16 protein-coding genes are annotated in these 19,617 nt (G+C 61.3%); 9 read left to right on the forward strand and 7 right to left on the reverse strand.

The window, feature by feature from the left end:
- Positions 1 to 213: 213 nt before the first annotated feature.
- Positions 214 to 1,614 carry a dihydrolipoyl dehydrogenase gene (gene lpdA, locus DJ564_RS00750; RefSeq protein WP_109626907.1) on the forward strand — a complete coding sequence of 467 codons (1,401 nt, stop codon included), beginning with the start codon at positions 214 to 216 and terminating at the stop codon, positions 1,612 to 1,614.
- Positions 1,615 to 1,740: 126 nt separating this feature from the next.
- Here lpdA and DJ564_RS00755 read toward each other — a convergent pair whose 3' ends face one another.
- Positions 1,741 to 2,214, reverse strand: coding sequence for an Lrp/AsnC family transcriptional regulator (locus DJ564_RS00755; protein ID WP_010465412.1), 474 nt, complete (start codon positions 2,212 to 2,214; stop codon positions 1,741 to 1,743).
- A gap of 145 nt (positions 2,215 to 2,359) precedes the next feature.
- On the opposite strand from DJ564_RS00755, the gene DJ564_RS00760 reads away from it, so the two are divergent.
- A complete protein-coding gene (locus tag DJ564_RS00760) occupies positions 2,360 to 2,989 on the forward strand; it encodes a LysE family translocator (protein WP_109635909.1) in 630 nt (209 codons plus the stop codon).
- 3 nt (positions 2,990 to 2,992) lie between these two features.
- Here DJ564_RS00760 and DJ564_RS00765 read toward each other — a convergent pair whose 3' ends face one another.
- From DJ564_RS00765 to DJ564_RS00795, 6 genes are all read right to left on the reverse strand, one after another.
- Positions 2,993 to 5,113 carry a hypothetical protein gene (locus DJ564_RS00765; RefSeq protein WP_109626909.1) on the reverse strand — a complete coding sequence of 707 codons (2,121 nt, stop codon included), beginning with the start codon at positions 5,111 to 5,113 and terminating at the stop codon, positions 2,993 to 2,995.
- Positions 5,100 to 6,293, reverse strand: a complete 1,194-nt coding sequence (locus DJ564_RS00770) for a DUF3142 domain-containing protein (protein ID WP_109626911.1) — start codon at positions 6,291 to 6,293, stop codon at positions 5,100 to 5,102. Before DJ564_RS00770 ends, DJ564_RS00765 begins: the two co-directional genes overlap by 14 nt.
- A 146-nt stretch (positions 6,294 to 6,439) precedes the next feature.
- Entirely contained in the window at positions 6,440 to 7,261 is an 822-nt protein-coding gene (locus DJ564_RS00780; RefSeq protein ID WP_109626913.1) for a class I SAM-dependent methyltransferase, read from the reverse strand.
- Positions 7,255 to 8,412: an acyltransferase gene (locus DJ564_RS00785; protein ID WP_109626915.1), complete on the reverse strand. Its 1,158-nt coding sequence runs from the start codon at positions 8,410 to 8,412 to the stop codon at positions 7,255 to 7,257. Before DJ564_RS00785 ends, DJ564_RS00780 begins: the two co-directional genes overlap by 7 nt.
- Before the next feature lie 52 nt (positions 8,413 to 8,464).
- Positions 8,465 to 9,763 (reverse strand): glycosyltransferase, encoded by a 1,299-nt coding sequence (locus DJ564_RS00790; RefSeq protein WP_109626917.1) that lies wholly within the window; start codon positions 9,761 to 9,763, stop codon positions 8,465 to 8,467.
- A complete protein-coding gene (locus tag DJ564_RS00795) occupies positions 9,757 to 11,334 on the reverse strand; it encodes a glycosyltransferase (protein ID WP_256597463.1) in 1,578 nt (525 codons plus the stop codon). The genes DJ564_RS00790 and DJ564_RS00795 overlap by 7 nt, the downstream gene beginning before the upstream one ends.
- A gap of 428 nt (positions 11,335 to 11,762) precedes the next feature.
- On the opposite strand from DJ564_RS00795, the gene DJ564_RS00800 reads away from it, so the two are divergent.
- From DJ564_RS00800 to DJ564_RS00830, 7 genes are read left to right on the forward strand one after another with little or no spacing between them, the layout of a single operon-like run.
- A complete protein-coding gene (locus DJ564_RS00800) occupies positions 11,763 to 12,677 on the forward strand; it encodes a GDP-mannose 4,6-dehydratase (RefSeq protein WP_109626921.1) in 915 nt (304 codons plus the stop codon).
- The gene (gmd, locus tag DJ564_RS00805; protein ID WP_109626923.1) at positions 12,674 to 13,645 is read left to right on the forward strand and encodes a GDP-mannose 4,6-dehydratase; all 972 of its coding nucleotides are present in this window, start codon (positions 12,674 to 12,676) and stop codon (positions 13,643 to 13,645) included. The genes DJ564_RS00800 and gmd overlap by 4 nt, the downstream gene beginning before the upstream one ends.
- A 3-nt stretch (positions 13,646 to 13,648) precedes the next feature.
- Complete coding sequence (locus DJ564_RS00810; RefSeq protein ID WP_109626925.1) at positions 13,649 to 15,091, forward strand: mannose-1-phosphate guanylyltransferase/mannose-6-phosphate isomerase; 1,443 nt, start codon at positions 13,649 to 13,651, stop codon at positions 15,089 to 15,091.
- Positions 15,092 to 15,889 (forward strand): ABC transporter permease, encoded by a 798-nt coding sequence (locus DJ564_RS00815; protein WP_109626927.1) that lies wholly within the window; start codon positions 15,092 to 15,094, stop codon positions 15,887 to 15,889.
- Positions 15,889 to 17,139 carry an ABC transporter ATP-binding protein gene (locus DJ564_RS00820; RefSeq protein ID WP_109626928.1) on the forward strand — a complete coding sequence of 417 codons (1,251 nt, stop codon included), beginning with the start codon at positions 15,889 to 15,891 and terminating at the stop codon, positions 17,137 to 17,139. The genes DJ564_RS00815 and DJ564_RS00820 overlap by 1 nt, the downstream gene beginning before the upstream one ends.
- Positions 17,136 to 18,503: a glycosyltransferase family 1 protein gene (locus DJ564_RS00825; protein WP_109626930.1), complete on the forward strand. Its 1,368-nt coding sequence runs from the start codon at positions 17,136 to 17,138 to the stop codon at positions 18,501 to 18,503. The genes DJ564_RS00820 and DJ564_RS00825 overlap by 4 nt, the downstream gene beginning before the upstream one ends.
- Complete coding sequence (locus DJ564_RS00830; RefSeq protein WP_109626932.1) at positions 18,487 to 19,617, forward strand: glycosyltransferase family 1 protein; 1,131 nt, start codon at positions 18,487 to 18,489, stop codon at positions 19,615 to 19,617. Before DJ564_RS00825 ends, DJ564_RS00830 begins: the two co-directional genes overlap by 17 nt.

Genomic DNA, 19,617 nt, shown 5'->3' on the forward strand with positions numbered 1-19,617 from the left:
CCCCAGTGCTTATCATTAGCTGTATCGCAATTCGTTACGATATAACGAAAGTGGTGAAATTTTTGTACTAATTCGCTCTATCTAAAGATGCCCAACCTGTCGCCTTGCTGAAGCCTTGACCGAAATAGTCACAAACGCACATGTTACGTCCGTAATTTTAATCAAAGACTACGGTTATCCAGCCCATTCCCCTTTCAGTCCAGGAGTACATCCATGAGCACTTATGACGTCGTGATACTGGGCGGTGGCCCGGGCGGTTACAACGCAGCGATCCGCGCAGGTCAGCTGGGCCTGAAAGCGGCGTGCGTGGAAGGCCGGGCGACGCTCGGCGGCACCTGCCTCAACGTCGGTTGCATGCCGTCCAAGGCGCTCTTGCATGCCTCGGAACTCTACGACGCGGCCATGGGAACAGAATTCGCCAACCTGGGGATCGAGGTCAAACCCACCCTTAACCTCGCCCAGATGATGAAGCAGAAAGATGAAAGCGTGACCGAGCTGACCAAGGGCATCGAGTTTCTGTTTCGCAAAAACAAAGTCGACTGGATCAAAGGCTGGGGCCACATCGACGGGCCAGGCAAAGTGACGGTGACCGACAGCCAGGGCGCCAAGACCGAACTGAACGCCAAGGACATCATCATTGCCACCGGCTCCGAGCCCACTCCCCTGCCCGGCGTCGAGATCGATAACAAGCGCATCCTCGACTCCACCGGCGCGCTGTCACTGGCTGAAGTGCCGAAGCACTTGGTGGTGATCGGTGCCGGCGTGATCGGCCTGGAACTGGGCTCGGTGTGGCGACGCCTGGGCGCTCAAGTGACGGTGGTCGAATTTCTCGACCGCATCTGCCCCGGTGTGGACGCAGAAGCAGGTAAAACCCTGCAGCGTTCATTAAGCAAACAGGGCATCAGCTTCAAGTTGAGCTCGAAAGTGACCAGCGCCACCACCTCGGCAAACGGCGTTCAGCTCAGCGTGGAGCCGGCGGCGGGCGGCACCGCCGAGCTGCTCGAAGCCGATTACGTGTTGGTGTCCATCGGTCGCCGTCCTTATACCCAAGGCCTGGGGTTGGAAAACGTCGGCCTCACCACCGACAAGCGCGGCATGCTCGCCAACAAGGGACACTGCACCGAAGCTGCGGGCGTGTGGGTGATAGGCGATGTCACGTCCGGGCCGATGCTCGCCCACAAGGCCGAAGATGAAGCCATGGCCTGCATCGAACAGATCGTCGGCAAGGCGGGCGAGGTCAACTACGACCTGATCCCCAACGTGATTTACACCAGGCCGGAACTGGCCAGCGTCGGCAAGACGGAAGAGCAGCTCAAGGCTGAAGGCCGCGCGTACAAGGTCGGTAAATTCCCTTTCACCGCCAACAGCCGGGCGAAGATCAACCACGAGACCGAAGGCTTCGCCAAAGTGCTGGCCGATGAACGCACCGACGAGATTCTCGGCGTGCACCTTGTAGGACCGAGTGTCAGTGAAATGATTGGTGAGTATTGCGTGGCCATGGAGTTCAGCGCTTCGGCGGAGGACATTGCGTTGACGTGCCATCCGCATCCGACGCGGTCCGAGGCGTTGCGTCAGGCGGCGATGAATGTGGAGGGGATGGCGACGCAGATGTAAGCCAGCCTGCCAGAGTGATGCCGGCCGTCAGGACGCCTTCGCGAGCAAGCCCGCTCCCACACTGGTTTTGTGAACGCCACAAATCCCCTGTGGGAGTGGGCTTGCTCGCGAAGGGGTCGACTCGGTCTAAAGCGGCAAATGCCCCAACGGCAACGCCCCCGGCGTCTTCACCGTATGAATCGCAAAGTTGCTGCGAATATCACTCACGCCCGGCAATTTCAGCAGCCGCTCCGTGAGAAAGCGGTCATATCCACGCAGATCCGGCACCACCACTTGCAGCAGAAAATCCGACTCCCCTGACACCAGAAACGCCGAAATCACCTCGGGCAATGCCGTCACGGCCAGGCGAAACGCTTCGGCCTGTTCATCGTTGTGGCGCTCCACCTTGACCCCGACAAACACCGTCAGCCCAAGCCCCACTTCGTCACGATCAAGATTGGCCTGATAGCCACGAATCACGCCCGCCTCCTCCAGCATCCGCACCCGGCGCAAACACGGCGACGCGGACAAACCGATCTCGTCGGCCAGTTGCACATTGCTCAGGCGCCCGTCCCGTTGCAGGGCTGCGAGAATTTTGCGGTCGTAGGCGTCCAGTTTCATGGTTTGGCAGATCCTGATGGTTTGATCGTCACGAAGTGGCAGGTTATGCCAATTATCGATCCATTAGAAGCTGACTACGCAAGCACCTGCCCCACTCTTGCACCCTAGACTGGCGCTACCAAATCGACAACGAATGGGGTGCAAAGTGGAAGGACTCTGGCTGTTTTTCATGGCATTGGCGGTGGTGTATCTGTTGCCTGGCCCGGACATGATTCTGCTGCTGCAAACCGGTGCCCGTCAGGGCAAAGGCGCGGCGTTGGCGACGGCGGTGGGTCTGGGCATTGCTCGCGGCTGCCACGTGGCGTTGGCTGCGCTGGGGCTGGCGGCGCTGTTCAAGGCTGCGCCGTGGACCTTCGACGTGGTGCGTCTGGCGGGGGCCGCGTACCTGCTGTGGATCGGCATTCAGTGCCTGCGAACCACGATGTTGCCGAACCTGAATGGCGCAGCCACAACCGGTGAAAAATCGTCCTGGCGCGCATCGATCCAGCGCGGCTTGCTGACCAACCTGCTCAACCCCAAGGCGCTGCTGTTCTGCTCGGTGCTGTTGCCGCAGTTCATCAACCCTCACGCAGGACCCGTGCTCGCGCAATTTGCGGTATTGGGCGTGCTGCTGGTCGGCGTCGGTTTGCTGTTCGACAGCGCCTACGCCTTGACCGGCGCCGCACTGGGCCGCTGGCTGCAACGCAGTCCCTCGGCCCAGCGCCTGCAACAGTGGTTGTTTGGCAGTCTGTTGATCGGCTTCGCCCTGCGGCTGACCTTTGTTCAACAGGCCTGAACCTTACTGCGCCTTACGACGGCGACGGCGGTTGAGCAACAACAGCGCCGCCGCAGTCACCGCGATAACACCACCGATCTGCAACGGCCACTTGTACGGCCGCAGCACCGAACGCGTGGCGTCAGTCACCTGGGTGACATAACGTTTGCTGGCATTTTCGAAGTCGGGATACGGGCACTGGTGGCCGAAATCCACCGCCCACTCCACGTACGGCCCTTCCTTGACATAGCGCTGGTACAGCGCGCTTTGGTCTTCAAGGCTGCTGTTCCAGCCCGCCGCTGAACACAACACCGCCGCAAAGGCCTGGCTGGTGTGAGGCAGGTTATCGGCGGCGCGGTTGGCCAAGGCCGTTGCGACGAATCGATAGTGGTAGCGTTCGTCGGGCTTCGCGGCACTGGCTTGCTGGCGCTGGACTTCACCCTCGGCCACCAATGGGCCAACCTTCAGCTCAGCCGTCTCCAGGCTGTAATTGCCGCCAAACGTGGCGTAGTCCGGGGCCATTTCATAACCGAGAATGTCCATGCCCCACTCGCGTGCCGTCCAGGCTGCGTTGAACAGAGCAGACGCACGCTTGGTCGGCCACCACGCCGCATCGGCGAGCTGCCGCTGTTGCGCATACAAACGGGCTTTTTTCTGTAGATCCGGGTTATCGAAGTAGACCAGCGCCTCGTCGTAGCGCTCTTCACGCAGCAAGCGACGCCCGAGCAGATTGCGCAGTTGCGCCGCCACCGGCAACGGCACGTAGTTGTCACGATCCTGCTGGCTGAGCGCTGGCGGCGCCGGCACCTGGGTGTCGACGTAATGCTTGAGTTCATCGACCGTCAATACGCGTTCGGCAACGGTCGCGGCGTCGAACCAATAGATGCTTTGGCTGCGATAAAGTTGATCGAACGCTTGCAGGTAATCGCCGCGTTGCAGCGCCAGGATCGCGCTTTCACCCTCGACCCGGCACTTGGGCTGCAGGCTTTCGAAATCGTAGTCGGGCGTACGTCGCTCGCCCCACGACTCGTTCTGCGGGAAAGCCTGGGCAGCCTTGGCATACGCCGCGGCGGCTGCGTTTTTGTCGCCGTCACGCAGCGCCAGTTTCGCCCGCAGCCACCACGCCAGACCGCCGTCCCCGGCGTGTTCAAGGAACGCCTTGGCGCTGGTGTAATCGCCCTGCTGATAATTCATCGCCGCCAACCGATCAGCGTTGTCCAGACTGCCGCGCGTGCTGCTTTGCAGGAGTTTGATCAATTTCAGTTCGTTCGGTGGTTGATCACCAAATGACCAGCCCAGGCGACTGATCAACGACGCGGTCACCAGTTGCTGCACCGGTTTGCCCTTGAGCAACTCGGTCAACTGATCCTCAGGCATCGCCAGCAGATCCGCCATCAACAGCTTCAGCGAGGTGTAACCCACTGCCGAACCGTGACGATTTTGCGTGGCGTACAGATTGATGGCGCGGTTCCAGTCGCCCGCAGTGCGCGCCACTCGGGCTTGTTCGCCGAGGCTGGCGACACCCAGTTCCAGCGGGTCGCTGAAACCCTCGATAGTCAGCTGAAGGGCCTGCTCGAAAGCTGTTTGCGCCTGCGCCAACAGGTCGGGCGCTGCGCCCGCTTCGGCGCTCATGGCAAACAGCGCCCGACCCAGCGAATACGCGGCCCAAGTGCTGCGCAATGCGCGTTGATCCGCCGGCAGCGCCAGCACTTTCTGGAAGTACTCGGCGGCCAGTGCGTGATCACCGGCGTTGAACGCCACAGCACCCGCCAGATAGAACCGAAGCTCGGCCGGCAGGCTCGCGCCCTGGGTCTCGACTTGATGGGCATCGGTCAGCGCACGCAGTTGCTTGACCAGTGCTTGCTGCTGCTCCGTCAAACCGGCCTGCTCGGCCTTGTCCCGCTGCTCTGCGTAGTCAGTCGCCTCCATGCTGTAAGGGGACGCCGCAACGTTCTTGAGCCCAGCGATCATGTGCCCGAGGCGGTTGATCTCGAACTGGAAGTTGCCTTCCGGCAGCTCCGCCAGCGATTGGGCGCGGTTGTCCAGCAAGCGCATCGGGAAGTCCGGCCCGCAGGCCATCGCCGAACCCAGCGGCAGGCTGAGGCTCAGGCAAAGCACATGGCGGGGCCAGTTACGGGTGAACATTCGAAGCTCCTTGATCAATTTGCGCGCAGCGTGCCCAACCGATGGCGCGCTGCTCGCCGGCCGGTATCCGGCCGTCGCGCAGGCGGGTGAAGGTAAGCAGATCCGGGCTTTGTTGCAATGAATAACCGGCCAGCGCATCGGCACCGTCGCAGCCGCGAACCGCCAGCGTTACGCGTTCGGGCCAGGCGTTGTCGAGGTTGCCTTGATTGCTGACGCTGATGTCATAGAGGTCGTCTTGCGCGATGAGTTTCAAACTCAAGCGACTGTCGAGGGAATCTCCGCGAGCTACGGCCCTCAGCGTGTTCAGGCTCCAGGCCCGACGATCACCTGCCAGCGGCAGACGAAACCAGATCAGGCCGGCCAGATGCTCCGGTGGATCGGCGCGTAGCTCGGTGGCGAGTGTGCTCAGCTGCAAGGGGTCCGCCAGCAATTCCCTACGTTTGCCGGTGCGCTCGATGGGCACTTCGCTTTCAATGACCGGCGCACCACTGGCCCCCGGCAACAGAGCCACGCCATAGGCGGGCAGCGCGAGGTAAAAGGGTTTTGAGGTGATGCGGCTCCAGGCGTTGGCCCATTGCCTGGCTTGGTCCGGATCAAACAAACCACGACGCGGATCGCTCACCGCATGCACCTGCAAGACGCTGCTGTCGACAGTCGCCAAGAGTGCCGGCAATTCAGGGCTGTCGAGCCAGGCAGGCAATGCGGTGATGCTTAACGGCAAAGCGGCAGGTAAAACCGCGCGCAAGTGCGTGAGAAATTCGCGGTAAGCCGGTAGCCGGGCGCTACCGGCGTCGTGGTCGATTTCGACGCCGGAGAGCGTCAGCCCCTGCCCTTGCCAGTCGCTGAGCACTTGCTGGATCTGCGCCGTGACGTCGTCCTGATCCAGCGCCGTGAGTTGGCCATCGAGGCGGATCACCGCAATAAGCGGCCGGCCATCACGCTTGAGCAACGCCGGATCGATCCGCGCCCGGCTCCAGCCCGCCTGGGGAAATGCCTGCAAGGCCAGCACCCGCAAGGTCGAGAAGTCCGCGCGACTGTCTTGCAAGGCGGCGTCGTGGGCTGACGTCCATTGCCGTTGCCAGACGTAGAGTTGCTGATCGAGCGGTGGCGCGTCCTTTTGCTCGCAACCGTTGAGCAGCATCAACGCGGCAAGCACCACCGCCAAACGAATTGAAAGCATGAAATCCCTGATCCCGAACAACACAATGTTGCAGGGTACACAAAACCTGTGGGAGCGAGCTTGCTCGCGATGAGGCCGTCACATTCAGCATCAAAGGTGAATGTCACACCGTCATCGCGAGCAAGCTCGCTCCCACAGGTCAGACGCTAGGGCTTGCGGGCAATGATCACCTGACTTTTCGCCACGACCGCGTCCAGCGCCTGCTTGATCTGAGTCCCCCGGGGCGATGCCAGGATGGCCTGCCACGTGTCGGCCCAGTGGTTGAGCAGCGGGTGGTCGGGATTGCTGAAATCAACCTTGGCTTCCCAGAACAACAGCATCCACATCGACCAGTAAAACCCGTACTGACTGTGGCTGAGCACTTCCAGGCCCGCGTCACTGACCATCGCCTTGAACTGCTCTTCGCTGATGATGCGAATGTGGTTGGGCTTCTGGAAATACTCGGGCGCCGCGATGTCTTTTTGCAGGTCTTCGGAGCTTGGATGCGGGACGCTGAGCAAGTACAACGCGCCCGGTTTGCCGACCCGCACAAGCTCAGCGAGAAACTGCGCCGGATCGTCCACGTGTTCAATGACTTCGGTGGACACCACGCGGGTGGCCGTCGCATCGGCGATCGGCAGAGGATTGCAGTCGGTGACGTGGCATTCGACCTCGCGCGCCGGCGTGTCGCTCAGGCGCTGACGGGTGGCTTCGACCTTGGCCGCGTCGATGTCGGCGATGATGATCTTTGCCCCGCGCATGCCGCAGAAATGCACGTTGCCGCCATCACCGCAGCCGACGTCCAGCAGCGTGTCCTTGGCGGTCACCGGGAACCCGGTGAACAGCTCGCCGGTTTGCTGATTGAACCAGCCGCTGAGCATCGCGTCGTGCAGGCCGAGCATGTATGGATCGACCTTCTCGACCTTGTCCACCACAGGCGCCACGGGAGCGGGCGTACCCGCCGTGAGTTTCTTCAAAAGGCTCAGCATGAGGTGGCTCCAGAGGTTTGGGCGGCTGTTCGGGACGTGCCCAGGCGTTTGACCAGCGAGGCGCCGCGGTTGCGCATGGGCATTTCGATAAAGCGGAAGTTGAGTTCGCTCAACAAGGCGATCAACCCGCCAGCAATCATCAGTGTCAGGATCGGATGGCCGCCGGGATTGGGCAGACCGGCACCCTGCAAGCGGAAGGTGAATTCGCGTACCAGCAGATAAGCCGGAATGTGGATCAGGTAGATCCCGTAGGAGCGACTGCCGACCCACGTCATCAGGTTCTTGAACGCGCCCCGTGGCAGGAGGTAATCGCGATTGTAGGAAGCAATCCACACCAGCACCGCGCACAACACGGCAATCGTGCCGATGCGGTAGTTGGTAAACGTGAAGCGATCCGTCGCCATGAAACTGAGCACCAGCGACAGCACTACCAACGCCGTCACACCGGCCCATGGCCGGCGTAAAAGCGTCGGCTCCCAGCGCAGATACGAAGGTTGTGCACTCCACATCGCCAGCAAGATACCGAGTGCCAGCGCATCGGTGCGAACCACCATCAGGATCGGCGTGCGCAACGTGAACAACTGCACCGCGACCAGCGCCAGCAAGGCCCAGACCAGGTGCTTGCGACAAAGCAGAATCAGCAGCGGAAACAGCAAATAAAACTGTTCCTCCAGCGACAGGCTCCAGTACACGAAACTGGTGCCGTACTCATAGTTATAGAAGCTGTCGGCGAAGCGGAAGTTGGCGTACTGCGCGACCCCGGCCAGGGTCGCTTGCAGGTTGGCGTGCAGCGTGCCGAACGCCCCGGAGCGATTGAGGAAAATACACGCCAGCAACATCAGCGCCAGCCACAACCACGCCGACGGCAACAATCGAAAGGCTCGGCGCAGCCAGAAGTTGCGCGTCTGCTCCCAGTATTCCTGGCGCGTGCTGCAACCCTGCAACGCCGGGATCAGGCTGCGTGCGATGACAAACCCGGAGATAGCGAAAAACAGATCCACGCCCCACCACGGCTGCCCCCACGCGGTGATGGCTTGCAACAGCGGCACCGGGGCCGCAAACAGGCTGTCTTGCAGGTGATGGAACAACACGCCGAGCACCGCAATGCCGCGCAACAATTCGATGTCCATGATCCGTCTGTCGTTACTCATGTCGTCCTCCTGGACGCTGCTCCGCTATATACCCGATGCAACGCTGCGCGGGTCATGCTTCGGGGGTATCCACGGCGACGCAGGTTTCAAGGAGCTGCGCGAAGAAGACTTTCAGCCGTTGCTCGGCAGTGGCCTGGCTGCAGAATTTTTCCAGGCTGGCCACCGAATGCGCGGACATCTGCGCGTAACGCCCGGCATCGTTTTTGGCGACGTCATAGCTGGCCCGATAAGCGCGGCACAACGACGCCCAGTTCGTCACGTACCTCAGGGTCCGGAACGCCCTGCGCGGGTCGTGAGGCCAGGCGGTCAGCTCGTCGGTGGAGTCGATCAGGAACGCATTGTCGGCATCCAGGTAATCGATCATCGCCGTGGTCCGTGGCGCCACGGCCGGTTTGCCGCAGGACATGAACTCCATCAACGGCAAGCACTGGCCTTCGCCGTAGGAGGTGTTGACCACGTAGCTGGTTGCCTGCACCAGCTGCTCGTAGTCCGCATCCGCGAGGTAGCCGTAAATCAGCACGATGCGGCAGCGGTAAGACTGGTTTTTGTACAAATGGTGAAGGATGTCGGTCAGCGCCGCTTCGGCGTCGTGGTGGGTCAGTTTGAGCACCAGCGTCGCGTCATCGACCTCGCGGAACGTCACGCAGAAGGCACTGAGCATGTCTTCCCAATTCTTGCGCCCGTCACCCGGGTTGAACACTGAGGTGTAGATCACGCCGTCGAGCACCAACTCGTGCTCACGGGGCGGCGCCTCGAAATCGATACCTTCACCTTCGCGTAACGGCGCCGGCCCAAAGGCCCGCAAGTCAAGCGTGCGGCTGTCTGCCACCAGGCCTTTGATCTTCAGTCGCACCTGGCTGGCCAGTGGTTGACGCTGCAACTGGGCGCCACGCGCCGAGAATCGATCCCACACCGGCGCCGGCACCGCGACGATCGGATAGTCGGCGCCCATCGCCTCGCGTACGGCATTCACGGTGTAGCCGGAATGGGTAATCGCCGCGCCTGAAGCGCGCAAAACCGTGCGCCAGTCATTGCGCGGCTCACCGGCAAAGGGTTCGTTGGGAATGGTGCTGAATTCCCACGCAAACACCGGCAAGGTCGGACAGGCGAAGTGCATCGGCGTGCAATGCGGCGGCGAGAACGACAGGAATATGCAGTCTTCACCACGGGACAGCGCGTCGAGGTACAAGGCATCGACTTCGGTCTGCGGATCCCTGACTTCTACCACGCGCCCCAGGCGTTCCAGCACCGGCCGGTACTCCTTGAGCACGAAGTAATAGCTGTACTCCGAACGGCCAAGGTTCTGGGCAATGGTGTGCTGGTTGGTTTCCGAATGAATGATGATCAGCATGAGGCGTTATCCGTCACGGCCGCGCCCGGAAAAACCTGCGGCGTCAGCCCGAAAAAATCCGCCAGGCGCTTCTGCACCGGGGCGAAGGCGCAGTAGTCGCGCATACGCTCGACCGCGTCGCCAGACATGCGCTGGTACGCCTGCGGTTGCTCCTTGGCCATCCGATAGCTGTTTTCGTAGGCGATTTTCAGCGACCCCCAGTCCGGGCGATAACGCAGGGTCCGGTAGATGATCCGGGTGTCCTGGGGCCAGATGGTCAGCTCTTCGCTGGACTTGACCACAAACGCCACACGCTCATCGATGTAATCCTCCATGGCGGTGTGGTTCGGGGCGATCACCGGTTTGCCGCTGGCCATGAACTCCATCAGCGGCAGACACAAACCCTCGCAGCGCGAGGCGTTAACGTAATAACTGGCCGCTTCGTACAGCCGGGCATATTGCGGATCGTCCAGGTAGCCGTGCATCACCACCACCCGACAGGCGAACGGCGAAAGTTGCGCGAGCAAGGTCATCAGTTCGTCGTAATAGGACGACAGGTCGCTTTGGGTAATCTTCAGCACCAGCGTGGCGTCCTCCGTTTCGCGGAAGGCCCAGCAAAAAGCGGTGATCAATTGGTGCCAGTTCTTGCGACCGTCCCGGGGGTTGAACACCGTGACGTACACCACGCCGTCGACGTGAGTCTCGACCTGGCCAGTGGTGTCCGGCCATTGACGCGGTTCAGGCTCATGCACGGCCATCGTCTGCGGGCCAGCGATGGCCGGCAAAAACCCGGCAAGCCGTTCATGAGCGGCGTCCGACAGCAAGTCACGAACGCCTTCCCAATACCACTGGCTCAGAAAGTGCGTGCGATGCACCGGGACGGGCAGTGTTTTGCCCATGTCCCGGCGCCACAGGTGCAGGTAATGGCGAGCAATGACGAAGCGGCGTTTCAAGGTCAGCGGCGGTGGCTTCGCGGCTTCCGCTTCAGCCTCTCGCGCGGCGATTTCTTCGGCCGTGGGCACGACCGGGATCAGTGCGTCAGCGCTGAGCCCGAGGGTACGGGTGTCGAAAATGCAGCCCTTGATCTCCAGAGTCGAACCGGCATTGACCGGGACGCTGGTGTGGTTGCTGCGAATCGTCGCGAAGTTCTCCCACAGTGGCGTGGGCAAAACCAACACGGGGAAGTCTTCACCCATGGCTCGCCGAATCGCCCGGGCCGTGTGACTGGAAAGCGTAATGACCCGACCCTGGCGCGCGAGCATTTGCGTCCAGTCCTGGCGCGGGTCGTTGTCCCACTGCTCATCGGGAATGGAGTCGAACTCCCAGGCCACCACGCAGATCGTCGGGCACTCAAGGTCGTTCGGGGTTTTCTGCGGCGGCGTAAAGGACAGGAACAGGCTGTCTTCGCCGGCAGCCAACAGTTGTCGATAAAGAGGATCGACCTCGGCGGTGGAGGACACCACATGCACCCGCCCGAGGCTTTCGAGCACCGGGCGATACGCCTTGAGCACGAAGTAATAACTGTATTCGGGACGGCCGAGGCTCTGGCTGATGGAGCTGTCGTTGACATCCGAGTAAAGAATGAAATTCATGGCATCCCACGATGAAACCGCCATCCCGGCAGCCTCACTCTATGACGGCAAAGCCACGGATCGACCCGGAGTTTGCCGGTCGTCGTCCATCGTCTTCTTGCCCGTCTACGTTCTTGTTTTAATGGTCAGTTTCGCGGGGTGTGAATACCACCCGGCCGAACCCTGGGTAATCGTGACGAGGGGCATTCTAAACACATCCGCTGAGGATTCGTGAACCGCCCGGCGAGAATAAATCGGGCTACGCTAACGAGAACTGACCGGTCACGGTGGGACCTGTTGAAATTGCCGCGTAATTGGCACAGATTGGCTACCAAACAACTACAACAAACGTTTCGCCTGTCTTTCGACCAAGGAATCCACCCGGTCTGTCAGACATCTCCATAGAGCCTGTGGGGAATGGACGAAATGCATGACCAAGGGGCTGCTGTTTGAAAAAGCGTCTGTTCGTTACGGGTCTCAGTGGATTCGTAGGACAACACATCCAATCTCGCCTGCAGGCCGGTGCCTCGGAATGGGAGCTTCTGCCTGTCGCCGCCCGTTACGATCTCGCTGAGCCCGGCACCCTCGACGGCCTCTGGCCCGAGATGCCCGACGCGGTCATTCACCTGGCTGGCCAGACCTTCGTTCCCGAAGCCTTCCGCGATCCGGCACGCACGCTGACCATCAACTTGCTCGGCACCTTGAACCTGCTTCAGGCACTCAAGGCCCGCGGCTTCAACGGGACCTTTCTGTACGTCAGCTCCGGCGACATCTACGGCCAGGTGATGGAATCAGACCTGCCGATTACCGAGCTCCAGCCACCCTGCCCGCGCAACCCCTATGCCGTGAGCAAACTGTCGGCCGAGTTCCTCAGCCTGCAATGGGGCCTGAGCGAAGGCTGGCCGGTACTGGTCGCCCGCCCGTTCAACCACATCGGCACCGGTCAGAAAGACAGCTTTGTCATCGCCAGCGCCGCGCGGCAGATCAACCGTATCAAACAAGGCCTGCAAGCCCCGCAACTGGAAGTCGGTGACATTGATGTCACTCGCGATTTCCTTGATGTCGGCGATGTCGTGTCGGCCTATCTGGCGCTGCTGGAAAAGGGCACGCCGGGGCAGGTCTACAACATTTGCTCGGGGCGCGAGCAGAGCATCCGCAGTTTGATCGAACAGTTGGGGGACCTCGCCCAGGTCGACATGCAATTGATTCAGGATCCGGCGCGTCTTCGCCGCGCGGATCAGCGTCGCGTTTGCGGCAGCCATGCCAAGCTTGCCCAGACCACAGGATGGACGCCTGAAATCACAACACAACAATCCCTGCGGGCGATCCTGTCCGACTGGGAGAAGCGAGTACAAGAAGAATGACAAAAAGTGCATTGATCACAGGGATCACCGGTCAGGACGGCGCTTATCTGGCCAAACTGCTGCTCGACAAGGGTTATAAAGTTCACGGCCTGGTGGCACGGCGCAGCAGCGATGCGCGCTGGCGTCTGCGTGAGATGGGGGTCGAGGGCGACATCGTTTACCTGGACGGCGACATGGCCGATGCGTGCTCGGTGCAGCGTGCGGTGATCAAGTCCGCCCCGGACGAAATCTATAACCTGGCGGCGCAAAGCTTCGTCGCGGCCTCCTGGGATCAACCGGTCACCACCGGCATCGTCGACGGGCTGGGCGTGACTCACCTGCTCGAAGCGATCCGCCAGTTCAGCCCGCACACGCGTTTTTACCAGGCGTCGACCAGCGAAATGTTTGGCCTGATCCAGGCCGAGCAGCAGGACGAGAACACGCCGTTCTACCCGCGCAGCCCTTACGGCGTGGCCAAGCTGTACGGCCACTGGATCACCGTGAACTACCGCGAAAGCTTCAACCTGCACGCCAGCAGCGGGATCCTGTTCAACCACGAATCACCGCTGCGCGGCATCGAGTTCGTGACCCGCAAAGTGACCGACGCCGCCGCCCGCATCAAGCAGGGAAAACAGCAGGAACTGAGCCTGGGCAACATCGACGCCAAACGCGACTGGGGGTTTGCCGGCGATTACGTCGAAGCCATGTGGCTGATGCTGCAACAGGACAAGCCTGACGACTTCGTGGTCGCCACCGGCGTGACCACCACCGTACGCGAGATGTGCCGCATCGCCTTCGACCACGTGGGGCTGAACTACCGCGACTTCGTCAAGATCGACCCGGCGTTCTTCCGCCCGGCCGAGGTCGAAGTGCTGCTCGGCAACCCGGCCAAAGCCCAGCGTGTATTGGGCTGGAAGCCAAAAACCGACCTGGATACCTTGATCCGCATGATGATGGATGCGGACATGAAACGCGTCGCCAAGGAGTAGGCCATGCTGATTCCTGTGATTCTCTCCGGCGGTGCCGGTACTCGCCTGTGGCCGGTGTCCCGCGAGGGCCATCCCAAGCCGTTCATGACCCTGCCCGACGGCCAGTCGCTGCTGGGCAAGACCTATCGGCGGGCGGCCGGGTTGCTCGATGGCTGGGGCGATATCGTCACGGTGACCAACCGCGACTATTACTTCCAGAGCAAGGATCACTATCAAGAGGCGCAGCTAAGTCGCCATCGCGGGCACTTTCTGCTGGAGCCGACGGGCCGCAATACGGCCCCGGCCATCGCTGCCGCGGCCCTGTCGCTGCAAGCCCTGCACGGCGATGAAGCGATCATGGTGGTGATGCCCGCCGACCATTTGATCCTCAATGAAGATGCCTTGAAGTCCGCGGTCGAACACGCCATGGCACTGGCCAAAGATGGTTTCCTGGTGACGTTCGGCGTGGTGCCGACCGCCCCGGAAACCGGTTTCGGCTACATCGAGACCGGCGCGGCGCTGGACGGAAAAGGCGCCGCGAAGGTGCAGCGCTTCGTCGAAAAACCGGATCTGCAAACCGCCACCCATTACCTGGAAAGCGGCAAGTTTCTGTGGAACTCGGGAATGTTCTGCTTCTCGGTCGCGACCGTACTGGCCGAACTGCAGGTCCACGCGCCCGAGCTGCTGGAGCAGACGCAAACCTGCATGGCGCAAAGCGCCCCCGTGGAAACCGCCGGGTGCCTGCAACAGGAATTGTCCCCGGCGCTGTTCGCCGAGATCACTGACATTTCCATCGACTACGCCTTGATGGAACGCTCCGACAAAGTGGTCGTGGTGCCCGCCGGTTTCGACTGGAGCGACATCGGTTCCTGGGGCGCAGTGGCCGCGCTGGTACCGGCGGATAGGCAAAACAATCGCGCCAGCGGGGACGCGGTGTTCGTCGACAGCCACAACAACTTTGTCCAGAGCGAAGACCGGCTGGTGGCGGCGGTGGGTGTGGATAACTTGATCATCATCGACACCGCCGACGCGGTGCTGGTGGCCCACGCCGATCGCGCGCAGGATGTGCGCCGGGTGGCCAAGCAGCTCAAGGACAAAAAGCACGAGGCCTATCGCCTGCACCGCACGGTCAGCCGGCCTTGGGGCACCTACACCGTGCTCGAGGAAGGCCCGCGCTTCAAGATCAAGCGCATCGTGGTCAAGCCCGGCGGCAAGTTGTCGCTGCAAATGCACCATCACCGCAATGAACACTGGGTGGTCGTCGAAGGCATGGCCAAGGTCACCAACAATGGCACCGGTACTCACCTGGTGGCCAAGAACGAATCGACTTTCATTGCCGCCGGCCACAAGCATCGCCTGGAAAACCCGGGCGTGATCGACCTGGTGATCATTGAAGTGCAAAGCGGCGAATACCTGGGAGAGGACGATATCGTTCGCTTCGAAGACCAATATGGCAGGACGGTTTGAATGCTGCTTTCCCTATACCGCTCACTGTGCAGCCATCGAGGGTTCATCCTCGGTAGCGTCCAGCGAGAGTTTCAGGCGCGTTACCGCAATTCGCTGTTTGGTGCCCTATGGCCGGTGCTCAATCCCCTGTCGATGATCATCGTCTACACCGTGATTTTTTCTCACATCATGCGCGCCCGCCTGCCGGGTGTGGATGACAGCATGGCCTACAGCGTGTACCTGTGCGGCGGCTTGCTCGCCTGGGGACTGTTTGCGGAAATCACCCTGCGCAGCCAGAACATGTTTCTGGAAAACGCCAACCTGTTGAAGAAAATCAGCTTCCCGCGGATCTGCCTGCCGGTGATTGTCTTGATCAACGCCGGCATCAACTTCGCGATCATCATCGGCCTGTTCCTGGGTTTTCTGCTGTTCACGGGACGTTGGCCGGGCATGGCGTTGCTGGCGTTGATACCGCTGATGGCGTTGCAAATGATGTTCTGCGCCGGGTTGGGAATGATACTCGGCGTGTTGAATGTCTTCTTCCGTGATGTCGGGCAACTCTTCGGCATCTGCCTGCAATTCTGGTTCTGGCTGACGCCCATTGTGTACCCGATGAGCATCCTGCCGGACTGGGTTCAGCGCCTGCTGCAACTCAACCCACTGACCAACCTGATCGTCAGCTATCAAAACATGTTTCTCTATGGGCAATGGCCGGTCTGGAGTTCGCTGCTGCCGATTTTTGTCACCGGCGTGGTGTTCTGTCTGATCGGGCTGCGTCTGTTTCGCCAGCGCGTCGGCGAAATGGTGGATGAACTCTGATGGGGCATATTCGCGTCACCGGCCTGGGCAAGGCCTACAAGCAATACCCGAACCGCTGGAGCCGACTGGCCGAGTGGCTGATCCCGTTTTCGCCCAAGCGTCACCACGAGCACTGGGTGTTGCAAGACGTCGCATTCAAGATCGCCCCCGGTGAAGCGGTGGGCATCGTCGGGGTCAACGGCGCCGGCAAAAGCACCTTGTTGAAGATGATCACCGGCACCACCCAACCGACGTGCGGCAAGATCGAACTCGAAGGCCGGGTGGCGGCGTTGCTGGAACTGGGCATGGGGTTTCACCCGGACTTTACCGGGCGACAGAATGCAATCATGGCCGGGCAATTGCTGGGCATGCAGGTCGATGACATTGAAGCGCTGATGCCCGAGATCGAACATTTCGCAGAAATCGGCGAAGCCATCGACCATCCGGTGCGGACCTACTCCAGCGGCATGCAGATGCGCCTGGCGTTCAGCGTGGCCACCGCACGGCGTCCGGACATCCTGATCGTCGACGAAGCCCTTTCCGTGGGCGATGCCTACTTCCAGCACAAGAGCTTCGAACGCATCCGCAGCTTCCGCAAGGCCGGCACCACCCTGCTGATCGTGTCCCACGACCGCTCGGCCATCCAGGCGATTTGCGATTCGGCCATCCTGCTCAAGGACGGCCGCATGGCCATGCACGGCAAACCCGAAGCGGTCCTGGACTATTACAACGCCATGATGGCCGAACGTGAAGGCCAGATCGTGCGTCAGGAAATGCTCGCGGACGGGGAAGTGCAAACCATTTCCGGCACCGGTGAAGCGGGCATCCTCAGTGTGCGGTTGCTGGACGAGAATGAACGTTCCATCGACGCCGCCGAGGTCGGTCAGGCCGTGGTGCTGGAAGTCCAGGTCGAAGTCCGTCAGGACATCGAGCGATTGGTGCTGGGCTTCATCCTCAAGGACCGCCTGGGTCAGATGATGTATGGCATCAACACCCATCGCCAGGACAAGGCCCTGACCGATCTGCACGCAGGAGAGCGCTACACGTACCGTTTTGCCTTCGTCATGGGCCTGGGCAAGGGCAATTATTCCGTGTCCCTGAGCCTGTCGCGGCTGGACTCGCACCTGGACCGCAACTACGAATGGCGCGATTACGGGCTGGTGTTCCATGTGATCAACAACCGGCATGAAGACTTCGTCGGCTGCTCGTGGCTGGCGGCGAAAACCACCATTACCCGCTCCGGGTCGACTGTTTCGGAGCGCACGCCATGACCCGTCTCCTGGTGGAATGCACCCACGTGTTCCAGCACCCCAAGGTCAATTCGGGCATTCAGCGGGTGGTGCGTAACGTCATCAACCAACTGCCGGACAGTGTCGAGGGTGTCGAGTGCGTTCCGGTGGTGATGCTCAAAGGCAAACTCTATCGGGTGCTGAAACTCGGCGCGTTGAACATCCCGTTTTTCGATGGTTTGATGACCTTCGGCGGACGATTGGGACGCCTTGCTCATCGTTTCTGGCAACTGCATCAACGCTTGCACAAACGCAGCAACTCGCGAGTGATCAAGCGCCTGCTGCACGTGGCCTACCGCCTCACAGCCATTACCTGCTTCAGCCTGCCGATACGGCTGATCGAGGCCATCAATCAGTATCAACTGCCCAAACGCTGCTCGCCGCTGCAGCATCAGCCGGGCGATCAACTGGTGTTGCTCGATTCCTCCTGGCACAGCGATTTCTTCCCGTTTGCCGAACAGCTCAAGCGTGAAGGCGTGGGCATCGTTTCGGTGATCTACGACCTCATCCCGCTGACTCACCCGCAGTTCTACGACACGCGGCTAGTGCAGATTTTCAACGAGTGGTTCAACTGGATCACCCAAACCGCTGACGGCTACGTGGCGATTTCGGCCACGGTACGCGATCAGGTACGAGAAGAACTGCAGCACCGGCTGGGCCCGGCCAAAGCCGATGCGCTGTGGTTCGACTATTTTCACCTCGGTTCCGAGCTGGACCTGAGCGAAGCCACCGCTGCCGTCGAGCCACGACTGACGCGCGTATTCGAAACGCCGGAACCGGTGTTTTTGATGGTCAGCACCATCGAGCCGCGTAAGAACCACGATTACCTGCTCGACGCTTTCGAACGCGCCTGGGCCTCGGGTTCGCACGCCCGGTTGTGCATCGCCGGGCGTATCGGCTGGAAGTGCGACGCCCTGCTCGCTCGCGTGCGCAATCACCCGCAACTGAACCAACGCCTGTTCATGTTCAACCACCTGAGCGACACCAGCCTCGAACACGCCTATTCCCACGCCAGCGCACTGGTGTTTCCGTCCTGGGTCGAAGGCTTCGGTCTGCCCCTGGTCGAAGCGATGCAGCGCGGTTTGCCGGCCATGGGCAGCGACATTCCGATCTTTCGCGAAATCGGTGGCGAGTTCATGGTGTACTTTGATTTGGCCGAACCGCAAAGCCTGGCAGACCTGGTCACCGGGTTCGAACGCTCCGGGCAATTCCCCGCAGCTCGCCACGTGGCGGACTGGCAGTGGATCGGCTGGCGTGAAGCCAGTGCGCAACTGGCCGAACGCACCCTGCGCAATCTGGCAGAAGCGCCGGTCGTGCAAGAGAGGCAACATGCGAATTGCCCTTAACGCCCGGATCCTGCAAGCCCCGCGCACCGGTATCGGCCATTACGTCGCCGAACTGGCGAACGCCCTGGCTGATGAGCCCGATGTCGAACTGACGCTGTTCCACGGTTGGGGCTGGAGTTCGGATTTGCCGGAAGCCGCCATGCCCGGCTACTCGCGACTGACGCCGTTGCTGCGACAGATTCCGGGGGCTTATCAGGTCCGGCGCTGGCTGGAGCAGAAACGCTTCGATCAAGGGCGCTCGAAGACCATCGACCTCTATCACGAACCGAGCCTGTGGCCGCTGTCGTTTGACGGCCCGACGGTCATCACCCTGCATGACCTGACGCACCTGCACTACCCCGAGACGCAACCCCCCTCGCGTTTGCGGGAAATCGAGCGGCGACTGGCCGACGGCGTGCAGCGGGCGAGTCTGATTCTCACCGACTCGCAGTACATTGCCGACGAAGCCCAGGCGTATTTCGCACTGCCGGCCGAGCGTTTTGTCGTCGCGCCGCTGGGCGTGGCCGCACGTTTCCATCCACGGGAACCTGAAGCCATCGACGCGGTGCTCAAGGCCCACGGCGTTGAGGCGCGGGAATACTTTCTGTGCGTCGGCACCCTCGAGCCGCGCAAGAACCTGACGCTTGCCCTGCGTGCCCACGCCCGACTACCGGAAGCCGTGCGCCAGCGTTTTCCACTGCTGATCGCCGGCATGGCCGGTTGGCAGGGCGAACAGTTCAGTGATGAATTGCGCACCGCCCTGGCCACCGGCGATGTGTGCCTGCTGGGGTATCTGCCCGATGAAGCGCTGGCACAACTGCTGGCCGGCGCCCGGGCCTTGGTCTTTCCCTCGTTGTACGAAGGGTTCGGCCTGCCCGTCCTGGAAGCCATGGCCAGCGGCACCCCAGTGATCCTGACCCGGCATTCGGCCATGCCGGAAGTCGCAGGCGCCGCCGGCAACTACATAGCACCGGACGATCCGGACCAATTGCGCGATGCCATGAGCCGACTCATCGACGACCCGCTGCATTGGCAGGTCTGTCGCGAAGCCGGATTGCAACAAGCGAAGCATTTTTCCTGGGCGCGTTGCGCGAAGGCCACGGCCCGCGCTTACCGCCAGGCTATGGGAGACTGA

The sequence above is a fragment of the Pseudomonas sp. 31-12 genome (assembly GCF_003151075.1).
Lineage (GTDB): Bacteria > Pseudomonadota > Gammaproteobacteria > Pseudomonadales > Pseudomonadaceae > Aquipseudomonas.